Origin of the sequence: Curtobacterium luteum (genome assembly GCF_001475545.1) — a bacterium.
GTDB classification, from domain to species: domain Bacteria; phylum Actinomycetota; class Actinomycetes; order Actinomycetales; family Microbacteriaceae; genus Curtobacterium; species Curtobacterium luteum_A.
The window spans coordinates 1-10,411 of the sequence record NZ_LDQC01000120.1 but is presented as its reverse complement, the minus strand read 5'-3'; the positions used below and the strand labels follow the sequence as shown (position 1 = coordinate 10,411).

Below are 10,411 nucleotides of genomic sequence, written 5' to 3'. Positions count from 1 at the left end.
TGTTTCGTTTCGTCGGCAGCGTCAGAGGGGTATAAGGGACAGGGTGATGGGTGGCGACGCTCGGCCGGAGGGGGGTCGGTCGAGCGTCGCCGGTCTGGGTGCGAGCCGCCGGGGGCTGCGGTCCGGGCGAGGACTAGGCGGTGAAGGTCCAGGTCATCGGGACCGAGGCGGCGAGGCCCTGGTAGGTGTTGCCGGCCGACGAGTCGAGCGTCACGGCGAAGTTGAACGGGACGCTGGCGCCGGCTGCCGGGGCAGGCGGCATCGTGAACGCGGTCGAGGCAGCGCCCTTGAAGCTGGCGAGCGTGCCGCTGAACACGGTGGTCGAGCCGGAGGTGATGACGAGGTTCATCTTCGCGCACAGGTCGGTGGCGCTGCCGTTGACGGTGCCGTTGTTCGACTGGGTGCAGGTCGCGCCCGGGGTCAGCGTGAAGGTGGCGGCGTTGGCGGTGCCGGTGTTCTTGATCGAGATCGCGGTGTTGACGGTGTTGCCCGGCGTCATCGTCGTGCTCCCGCCGAACTTGTTGATCGTCGAGCAGGTCGCGGCGTTGGTCGAGACCGATCCGCCGTCGGTGCTGGTGCAGGTGACCGTGCCGCCGGCGTTCTGCTCCTGCATGGTCAGGGTGCCGCTGGCGGCGGTGTTGCTGCTGTTGGTGATGCTCGCGGCGAACCCGGACAGCGTGCCGGTGAGCGACAGCGAGAGGAGGACCGCGGCGAAGATGCCCGCGAGCAGGGCGACCGGGGCGAATCGGATCCGCTTCAGCGGGGAGGTGCGGGGCTTCTTGGACACGGGGAACCTCTTCGGTCGATGTGGTCTGGCTGGTCGATGTGGTCCGGATCCTCCGGAGGAGCAAGGGGTTCGGGCCGACTTGCTTCACTCATCAAGATACTCAGCCATTCACATACTTGGCCACTCGTGTACTGTCCCCAATGTGAGGGACGCGAGAACAGACCCCGCTGAATTGATCAGCGCGTTCGACGCCGTCGTGCGCGCGAACGCCGTCCTGGTCCGACAGCTCAGTGCGCGCGCGGGCGTGCACGAGAACGCGCTCCGGGCGCTCGTGCTCATCGACGACACGGGCTACTCGACCCCGACCGAGGTCGCCGGCTACCTGGGGCTCACCTCGGGCGCCGTCACGAACATGGTCGACCGGATGACCGCGGCCGGCCTCGTCGAACGCGCGCCGAACCCCAACGACCGGCGGGGGTCGCTCCTGCGGTTGCGGCCCGAAGGCGACGCTGTCGTCCGGGGGTACCGGCAGCGCTACGCCGATCTCCTCACCGCCGTCGACGCCACGCACGACGGCGACCTCGTCACCCTGCTGAGCGACCTGGCGACGAGCCTCTACGAGCAGGCCGGCGACGCCGAGGGCTGACCGAGCGCGACCACGACGTCAGCCGCCGCCACGGCGACCGGGTCGTGTGCTGCGTGCACGACGACCACCCCGGCGCGGGCCTCCGCCGCCAGCGCGGTGAGGACGAGCACCGCCGAGGCTGCGTCGACACCGGCGGTCGGTTCGTCGACGAGGAGCACGGACGCCTCCTGCGCGAGCCCGACCGCGACGAGCGCGCGCTGCCGCTGCCCGCCGGACAGCTCGTCGAACGAGCGGTGCGCGAGGTCGGCGACGGCGAGGCGCTCGAGCTGCGCCTCCACGACCGACCGGTCGCGGCGCGTCGACGGCCGCCACCACGGTCGCGCCGCCCACCGCCCCATCGCCACGGCGTCACGCACGGTCAGCGGGAGCGCGGTGGGCGGGACGGACTGCGGCACGTACGCGACGTCGGCCGGGAGGCCCGCCACCCGTCCGCCGGACCACGCCACCAGTCCGGCGATCGCGTCGAGCACCGTCGACTTCCCCGACCCGTTGGGTCCGGTGAGCGCCGTGACGGATCCTGCCCGGAAGGTCGCGTGCAGTCCGGCGACGACGCAGTGGGCGCCACGGTGCAGGGTGACGTCGGTCAGTTCGATGGCTTCGGCTGCGGGCACCTGAGCACGCTATCAGTATTGATAGTCGTTTTCATGTAGCGTCTCCGATCGTGACCTGGCTGACCGACCCGTTCTCCGTCGACTTCATGCTGCGCGCCCTCGTCAGCGGCACGCTGGCCGCGGTGCTGTGCGCGGTCGTCGGCACCTGGGTCCTGGTGCGTGGGATGGCCTTCCTCGGCGAAGCACTCGCACACGGCATGCTCCCCGGGGTCGCCGTCGCGACCCTGACCGGGATCCCCGCCGTCCTCGGTGCCGCGGCGAGCGCAGGCGTCATGGTCCTCGGCGTCGGGGCGCTGCGGCGGCGAGCCCGCTTGTCCTACGACTCGTCGATCGGGCTGCTGTTCGTCGGCATGCTCGCCCTCGGCGTCATCGTCGTGTCCGGGTCGCGCTCGTTCGCGACGGACGTGACCGCGATCCTGTTCGGGGACGTGCTCGCGGTTACCGTCACGGACCTCGCGGGCCTCGCCGTGGCCGCCGCCGTGGCGCTCGGCACCGCGACCTGCTTCCACCGAGCGTTCGCCGCGACGGCGTTCGACGTCCGGAAGGCGGCGACGCTCGGGCTGCGACCACGCCTGGCGGAGGTGGTCCTCGTCGCCCTGGTCACCCTCGCCGTCGTCGCGTCCTACCGGGCCGTCGGGACACTCCTCGTCGTCGGGCTGCTCCTCGCCCCGGCCGCTGCCGCGCGTGCGTGGACCCGTTCGGTCCGCTCGACGATGCTCCTCGGCGCCGGCATCGGTGCCGCGGCCGTCCTCGCCGGTCTGCTCGTCTCGTGGCACCTCGGCACGGCCGCCGGCGCGAGCATCGCCGTCGTCGCGGTCCTCAGCGTCGTGGTCTCCCGTGGTGCCGCTGCTCTCCTGCACGACCGCGCACCCGGACGGACCCTGACCACCCGGACACCCGCACCCACCGCACCACGAGAGGCCTCATGAACCACCGTTCCACCCCCGCCGTCGGCACGGCGCTCGGGCTCACACTCCTGCTCACCGCCTGCTCGACCGAGCCGGCCACACCGGAGGCCACCGCGACGACCGCGCGCCCGCACGGGTACGTCGAGGGCGCCCGGGAGGCCCGCGAACCGCAGCTCCGTCTCCTCGCGGTGGGCCCCGACGGCCGGACCACGATCCACGACCTGCTCACCGACGAGACCGCCGGACTCGACGACGTGGACGCTCCGGAGCACGCCGCGACCGACGGACGGTTCCTCGTCACGTCCGACGACGAGCGGACGACGATCACGGACGGGGGCGCCTGGACCGTCGACCACGGCGACCACACGCACTACTACACCGCCGAGCCGCGGGTCGTCGGGCACGTCGGCCAGGGCGGCACGGTCGACGTGCACTCCTCGGAGACGGCGACGACGCTGACCTGGCCGGACCGCGGCGAGGCCGTCGCACTGGACCGCGAGGCGCTCGGGCAGGGCGAGGTCGAGGAGGTCCTGCGCGTCGGGGCATCGGTCCTGCTGCCCTTCGGCGACCGCTTCGTCGCCGGGATCGACGACACGGTGACCGTCCTCGACGGCGGTGGCCGCGCCGTGGGCGACCCGGTGGCCTGTCCGGAGCCAGCCGGCGGCATCGTGACGCGGGCGGGCGCCGTGGTCGGGTGCGCGGACGGCGCCGTCGTCGTCGACGAGGACGGCGCGACGACGGTCCCGCTGCCGGAGGGGACGACGGACCGGGCGACGTCGTTCGCAGCGCGGGCGGGACGCCCCACCGTCGCCGGGGTCGCCGGGGACGGTGGCGCCTGGCTCCTCGACGCACGGGAGCACTCCTGGCGGCACGTCGCATCGGAACGGCCGCTCCGGTCGGTCGCCGCGGTCGACGACACCGAGGGCCACGTGGTCGGGGTCGACGACACCGGACGGGTGGTCGTCGTCGCGACAGCGGAAGGGGCGACGAGGACGTCGACGACAGCGCCCCTCGTCGCCACGGACGGCCCCGTGTCGCTGCAGGTCGACGCACAGCGGGCCTACGTCGCCGACCCGACCACCGGCACGGTGCACGAGATCGACTTCGCCGACGACGCCCGGGTGGCACGCACGATCGAGCTCGGTCACCCCGCGGCCGCCTTGGCCGAGGTCGGCCGGTGACCCGCGCCGCACGGGCGAACGTCGCGGCAGTGCGTGCCGCCGTCGTGTTCCTCGCTGCCGGGCTCGTCGTGACCAGCGCCGGCTGCAGCACGGCGGAGCGCGACCGCCCGCTCGTGGCCGTGACGACGAACATCCTCGGCGACGTCGTCCGCGAGGTCGTCCGGGACGCCGCGGACGTCGAGGTCCTCATGCCCGCGGGTGCGGACCCGCACTCCTTCGAGGTCTCCGCTCGGGAAGCTGCACACCTCCGCTCCGCCGACCTCGTCGTCGAGAACGGTCTCGGGCTCGAGGAGGGCGTCGCCCGGCACGTCGAGGCCGCCGCCACCGACGGCGTGGCGGTCTTCACGGCGGGCGACGCGGTCGACGTGCTCGACTGGCGCTCCGAGGACGACTCCGGACCGGATCCCCACTTCTGGACCGACCCGCGGCGGATGGCCGAGGTGGTCACGGCACTCGACGACGCCCTCGGCGAGGTCGGCATCGACGCGCCGGGGGCGGACGGCTACCGCGCCCAGCTCGACGCACTCGACGACGAGGTCGCCGACGCGTTCGCGTCCGTCCCAGCCGACCGTCGCGCCCTCGTGACGAACCACCACGTGTTCGGCTACCTCGCGGACCGCTACGGCTTCCGGGTGGTCGGCGCCGTCATCCCGAGCGGCACGACCCTCGCCTCGCCGAGCGCCGCGGACCTCCGCGACCTGGCGACGGCGATCGAGGACGCCGGCGTCCCCACGATCTTCGCCGACCTCTCCCAGCCCGCCCGACTCGCCGAGGTCCTCGCCGACGAGGTCGGCGTCGAGGTCACCATCACACCGCTCGCCACCGAGTCACTGACCGCCACCGGCCCCGCGAGCACTTACCTCGGCATGACCCGTTCGAACGCCGATGCCATCGCCGACGGACTGTCGGCGCCCCGATGAAGATGAGGAACACCACCGTGAGAACCACGACGACACCATCCAAGCGACGCGCCGCCGTCGCGCCCGCCCTGCTGCTCGGGGTGGCCGCCCTCGCACTGACGGGGTGCTCCACCGACCCTGCGGACGCGGAGGACCGCGCCGAGCGGACCCCCGCTGCCGACGGGACGCGCCTCACCGTGACCTACGACGGCGGCGTGCTCGTCCTCGACCAGGACCTCCGCGTGGTGTCCGACGACCCGATCGAGGGGTTCACCCGCGTCAACCCCGCCGGAGACGGCCGTCACGTGCTCGTCACCGTCCCCGAGGGCTTCCGCGTCCTCGACACCGCGTCGGACCCCGCCCTCACCGACGCCGTGTTCCCCGCCGACGCCGGCGGCCACGCGGTCGTCCACGGCGACCGGACGACACTGTTCGCCGACGGCACCGGGGACGTCACCGCGTTCGACCACGACGACCTCGCCGACACCGTGGACGACGGCACCCTGCCCGAGGTCGACACGACCCGGTCCGAGGCCGCACACCACGGTGTCGCGATCGAGCTCGAGGACGGCACACTCCTCACCACCATCGGCACCGAGGAGTCCCGGGCCGGCGTGCGCGCGCTCGACGACGACGGCTCCGAGGTCGCGCGCTCCGAGGTCTGCCCGGACGTGCACGGCGAGGGCACGGTCGCGGACGAGGTCGCGGTCTTCGGCTGCACCGACGGTGCGCTCGTGTACCGGGACGGCACCTTCACCAAGATCGACGCCCCGACCGAGTACGGCCGCACCGGCAACCTGTTCACGACCGACTCGAGCAGCGTGGCCGTGGGTGACTACAACGACGACCCGGACAGCGAGGGCTACCTCCTCGACCAGCTCGCACTGATCGACACCGCGCAGGGGTCGTACGCGACCGCGGACCTGCCCGAGGGCGTCGGCTTCACCTTCCGCGACCTCGCGCGCGGACCGGACGACGAGGCGGTCGTGCTCGGTTCCGACGGCGCCCTGCACACCGTCGACGTCACGACGGGCGAGCATCTCGACACGTTCCCGGTCATCGACGCGTGGGAGGGCCCCGTCGAGTGGCAGGACCCGCACCCCGCCCTGAAGGTGGTCGGTGACAACGCCTTCGTGACGGATCCGGCGACGAAGACCGTCCACGCGGTGGACCTCACCAGTGGGGAGGTCGTCGCCTCCAGCGACGAGCTCCCCGGTGTCCCCAACGAGATCGCGGTCGCGTAGCGCCGAGACGCGACCCGGAACGGACTGGAGGCCCGTGGCGACGCCGCCACGGGCCTCCAGTCCGTCCAGTGGGTGCGTCAGCCCCAGACGCGGTCCGCGATCGCGACCACGCTGCGGACCTTCGCCCACTGCTCGTCCTCGGAGAGCACGTTGCCCTCCTCCGTCGACGCGAACCCGCACTGCGGGCTCAGCGCGAGTTGCTCGAGCGGCGCGTACTGCGCGGCGTCGCGGATGCGCTGCTCGACGACCGCCGGGTCCTCGAGTTCGCCGGTCTTCGACGTGACCAGTCCGAGCACGACGACCTGGTCGCCGTGCGGCAGGAACCGCAAGGGTTCGAAGCCGCCGGCGCGGTCGCTGTCGTACTCGAGGAAGAACCCGTCGTAGCCGGTGTTGCCGAGCAGCTCCTCGGCGACGGGCTCGTACCCGCCGGACGAGATCCAGGTCGACCGGAAGTTGCCCCGGCACACGTGCGTCGTCACCACGAGGTCCGCCGGCCGGCCGTCGAGCACGCGCCGGACGATCGACGAGAACCGGGCCGCGATGCCGTTCGTGTCGATGCCGCGCTCGCGGGCCTTCTCGAGCTCGACGTCGGAGCAGAGGTACGCCCACGCGGTGTCGTCGAGCTGCAGGTAGCGGACCCCGACGGCATGGAACGCGGCGATCGCGTCGCGGTACGCCGTGACGAGGTCCTCGGTGATCGCTGCCCGGTCCGCGTAGTGCTCCGTGCGGACCTGGTCGGCGTCGAGCCGGAAGTCGAACACCGTCGGGGACGGGATCGTGAACTTCGCGGTGACCCCGCGACGGGCTGCCTCCTGCACGACGAACCGGGCGTGCGCGAGGAAGGGGTGGTCGGACGGGAACGACACCGGCCCGGTCACCCGGAGCCCCTTCGGCGTCGTGGAGACCCCCTGGAACGCGATGCCGTGGTCGAGCTCGACGACCTCGACGCCGTCCAACCCGCCCCAGAAGTCGAGGTGCCACCAGCTGCGCCGCGCCTCGCCGTCCGTGACGACCTGCAACCCGGCGGACTGCTGCGCGTCGGCGAGCGCCCGGACGGCCTCGTCCTCCACGGCGCGGAGGGCGTCGTCGTCGATCCTCCCGGCAGCGTGTGCTGCGCGGGCCTCCTGCACGGCGGCGGGGCGGAGGTAGCTGCCGACGACGTCGGCTCGGAACGGCGGTCGCTGGGACATGGGGCCGATCGTACCGATGCGGAACCAGCAGCCGGGAGCCCGGTGCGTCGCACGGCGTAGTGTGCGCCGCATGCCCGCACTGACCGACACCTTCACCCTGTCCAACGGCCTGCACATCCCGAAGATCGGATTCGGCACCTGGCAGATCCCGTCCGGCAGCGATGCCTACGACGCCACGAAGACCGCCATCGAGGCCGGTTACCGCCACATCGACACCGCACTCGCGTACGGCAACGAGGCGAGCGTCGGCGAGGCTGTCCGCGACAGCGGTGTCCCGCGCGACGAACTCTTCATCACGACGAAGCTCCCCGCCGAGGTGAAGACCGCGTCCGGCGCGCGTGACGCCTTCGAGGAGTCGTCCAGGAACCTCGACCTCGGCCACGTCGACCTCTACCTGATCCACGCGCCGTGGCCCTGGAGCGACATGGGGTCCGACCACCGCGACGGCAACGTCGAGGTGTGGAAGGTGTTCGAGGAGCTCTACGACGCCGGCCGCACGAAGAGCATCGGCGTCTCGAACTTCGCCGTCACCGACCTCGAGGACCTCCTCGGACGGACCGACGTCGTCCCGCACGCGAACCAGATCCGGTGGTTCATCGGGAACACGCAGGACGAGACGACCGCGTTCGACCGCGAGCACGACATCCTCACCGAGGGCTACTCGCCGCTCGCCACCGGCGGCCTGCTCGACAACGCGCAGATCCGGGACATCGCGGCGAAGTACGACAAGAGCGTCGCGCAGGTCGCGATCCGGTACCTGCTCGAGAAGGACGTGCTGCCGCTGCCGAAGTCGACGACGCCCTCGCGGATCGCGGAGAACGCGGACGTGGACTTCGTGCTGTCGGCGGAGGACGTCGCTGCGCTCGACGCACTGGACGACACGACCGCGTGAGCAGTGGTCGCTGACGCGACCACACGACGGACGGGAGGCGCGGTGCCGGCTGGCACTGTGCCTCCCGTCCGTCGTTGCGCACTGTTTACACACGGACGGCCGACGACACGAGGACGAAACAGAGGAGCAACGGCCACGACACAGCGCCGCACGACACTCGTACTACCTGTCGCCCGACAGGTACTGCCGCGAAAGGTCTGCAGCCATGCGCTCTCCCGAAGCTCCGCTCCACGCACCACGCGCCACCACGTCCTCCGGCCCCGCCGTCGGCCCGTCGACCGCCGCCTCCGACCTCGCCGCCCTCGGGTACGAGCAGGAGCTCCACCGCGGCGTCGGGTCGTTCTCGTCCTTCGCCGCCGGGTTCTCGTTCGTGTCGATCCTCACCACGGTGTTCCAGCTGTTCGGACTCGGCTTCGGGCTCGGCGGCGCGGCGTTCTTCTGGGCGTGGCCGCTCGTGTTCGCCGGGCAGCTCCTCGTGGCGCTGAACTTCGCGCAACTCGCGGCCCGCTGGCCGATCTCCGGCGCGATCTTCCAGTGGTCGAGCCGTCTGGCCGGCGCCCGCTTCGGCTGGTTCACCGGCTGGACGATGATCATCGGGCAGATCCTGACCGTGGCCGTGGCCGCCATCGCCGTGCAGGCGGTCCTGCCGTCGATCTGGAACGGCTTCCAGATCGTCGGTGGCCCGGGGGCGAACGCCTCGGTGGCCACGCCGACGGGGGCCGCGAACGCGGTGGTCCTCGGGCTGGTCATGCTCGTGCTGACGACGGTCGTGAACATCGTGAGCGTCCGGTTCATGGCCCGCGTGACGAGCTTCGGCGTCCTCGTGGAGATCGTCGGCGTCGTCGTCCTCATCGCGGCCCTGTTCGTCCTGCCGCACCGCTCGCCGGCCGTGGTGTTCTCGACCGAGGGCTCGACGAGCACCGAGCCGTACGTGTGGGCGTTCCTCGCGTCGTCGCTCATGGCCGCGTACGTCATGGTCGGGTTCGACTCCGCCGGTGAGCTCGCCGAGGAGACCCACAACCCGCGTCGCACCACCCCGAAGACGATCGTCCGCGCCCTGACGGTCTCGGGTCTCGGCGGCGGACTGCTCATCGTCGGCGCCCTCGTCGCCGCGCCGAGCCTGACCGACGGGAACCTCGCCGCCCAGGGTCTCGCGTGGGTGATCACCTCGACGCTCGGCGACGTCTTCGGTCGTCTCCTGCTCTGCTGCGTCGCGGTCGCGGTCTTCGCCTGCACGCTCGCCGTCCAGACCGCGGGCGCACGGATGGTCTACTCGATGGCCCGGGAGCGCGCGCTGCCGTTCCACCGCGTCCTGTCCCGCGTCTCGCCGCGGACCGGCACCCCGATCGCGGCGTCGATCGTGGTCGGCGTGGGCGCCGGGCTCGCCCTCGCCGTGAACATCGGCCAGTCGGCGATCTTCACCGCCCTGTCGAGCCTCTGCATCGCGATGCTGTACCTCGCCTACCTCGGTGTGACCGGCCCGCTGCTCGTCGAGCGCATCCGCACCCGTCGCTCCGGCCTGCCGACCGGGGTCGACGAGGACGGGAAGCCGCTGTTCACGCTCGGTCGCTGGGGCATCCCGCTCAACGCCCTCGCCGTGCTGTTCCAGATCGGCATGGCGGTCAACCTCATCTGGCCCCGCCCGGAGATCTACGACCTCACCGGGCACTCATGGTGGCTGCAGTACAGCGCGCTCCTGTTCATCGGTGCGGTGCTGCTCATCGGGTGGGTGTGGTCCTCGTGGCGGCACCGGGCACACGGGCCGCTCACCCTCGCGGAGGTGCCGCAGACCGCCCCCACGCCGATCGCCCCCGTCGAGGCCTGAGCGACGGGCCGGGGCGGCCCGCCCCGGCCCGTCGCTAAGGCCGCGACGGGGGCGGGCGGCGTGGGGGCGGTCTGCGGCACCGCCGCGAGGCGCAGGGGCACGTGCGCCCGGTGGCGGCACGAGGACCACACGCACTCGAGCAGCAGCACGGCACCGCTGAACAGGAAGGCCATGTACCGCCGCCAGCATAAGTGGGCGGTGAGGTCGACGAGGCCCGGGCGGGGCAAGGAGGGGTTGTCCACCCTCGCGCTCCGGAGCAGGAAGGGGAAGCTGTTGACCCGGAGGCGC

General features: G+C 72.2%; 10 protein-coding genes. 7 read left to right on the top strand and 3 right to left on the bottom strand.

The window, feature by feature from the left end:
• Positions 1–133: 133 nt before the first annotated feature.
• Positions 134–787, bottom strand: coding sequence for a hypothetical protein (locus NS184_RS16220; protein WP_058727121.1), 654 nt, complete (start codon positions 785–787; stop codon positions 134–136).
• 172 nt (positions 788–959) lie between these two features.
• Here NS184_RS16220 and NS184_RS18610 point away from each other — a divergent pair, with 172 nt between their 5' ends.
• On the top strand, positions 960–1,373 hold the full coding sequence (locus NS184_RS18610; RefSeq protein ID WP_058727120.1) for a MarR family winged helix-turn-helix transcriptional regulator: 414 nt from the start codon (positions 960–962) through the stop codon (positions 1,371–1,373).
• Here the strand turns inward: NS184_RS18610 and NS184_RS16210 are convergent.
• Positions 1,343–1,984 carry a metal ABC transporter ATP-binding protein gene (locus tag NS184_RS16210; protein ID WP_242863092.1) on the bottom strand — a complete coding sequence of 214 codons (642 nt, stop codon included), beginning with the start codon at positions 1,982–1,984 and terminating at the stop codon, positions 1,343–1,345. The two genes, NS184_RS18610 and NS184_RS16210, sit on opposite strands and share 31 nt — an antisense overlap.
• Positions 1,985–2,034: 50 nt before the next feature.
• Here NS184_RS16210 and aztB point away from each other — a divergent pair, with 50 nt between their 5' ends.
• The 4 genes from aztB to NS184_RS16190 are packed head-to-tail and all read left to right on the top strand — an operon-like array spanning position 2,035 to position 6,216.
• Complete coding sequence (gene aztB / locus NS184_RS16205) at positions 2,035–2,913, top strand: zinc ABC transporter permease AztB (protein ID WP_058727119.1); 879 nt, start codon at positions 2,035–2,037, stop codon at positions 2,911–2,913.
• On the top strand, positions 2,910–4,073 hold the full coding sequence (locus NS184_RS16200) for a hypothetical protein (protein ID WP_058727118.1): 1,164 nt from the start codon (positions 2,910–2,912) through the stop codon (positions 4,071–4,073). Before aztB ends, NS184_RS16200 begins: the two co-directional genes overlap by 4 nt.
• Entirely contained in the window at positions 4,070–4,993 is a 924-nt protein-coding gene (locus NS184_RS16195) for a metal ABC transporter substrate-binding protein (RefSeq protein WP_058727117.1), read from the top strand. Before NS184_RS16200 ends, NS184_RS16195 begins: the two co-directional genes overlap by 4 nt.
• Before the next feature lie 17 nt (positions 4,994–5,010).
• Positions 5,011–6,216, top strand: coding sequence for a hypothetical protein (locus NS184_RS16190; protein WP_242863091.1), 1,206 nt, complete (start codon positions 5,011–5,013; stop codon positions 6,214–6,216).
• 77 nt (positions 6,217–6,293) lie between these two features.
• On the opposite strand, the gene NS184_RS16185 is transcribed toward NS184_RS16190, so the two are convergent.
• Positions 6,294–7,406 carry a 5-methyltetrahydropteroyltriglutamate--homocysteine S-methyltransferase gene (locus tag NS184_RS16185; protein ID WP_058727116.1) on the bottom strand — a complete coding sequence of 371 codons (1,113 nt, stop codon included), beginning with the start codon at positions 7,404–7,406 and terminating at the stop codon, positions 6,294–6,296.
• A gap of 70 nt (positions 7,407–7,476) precedes the next feature.
• On the opposite strand from NS184_RS16185, the gene NS184_RS16180 reads away from it, so the two are divergent.
• Both NS184_RS16180 and NS184_RS16175 read left to right on the top strand, forming a co-directional pair.
• Complete coding sequence (locus NS184_RS16180; protein WP_058727115.1) at positions 7,477–8,298, top strand: aldo/keto reductase; 822 nt, start codon at positions 7,477–7,479, stop codon at positions 8,296–8,298.
• 205 nt (positions 8,299–8,503) lie between these two features.
• Positions 8,504–10,123 (top strand): APC family permease, encoded by a 1,620-nt coding sequence (locus tag NS184_RS16175; protein ID WP_083513780.1) that lies wholly within the window; start codon positions 8,504–8,506, stop codon positions 10,121–10,123.
• The last annotated feature ends 288 nt before the right edge of the window (positions 10,124–10,411 follow it).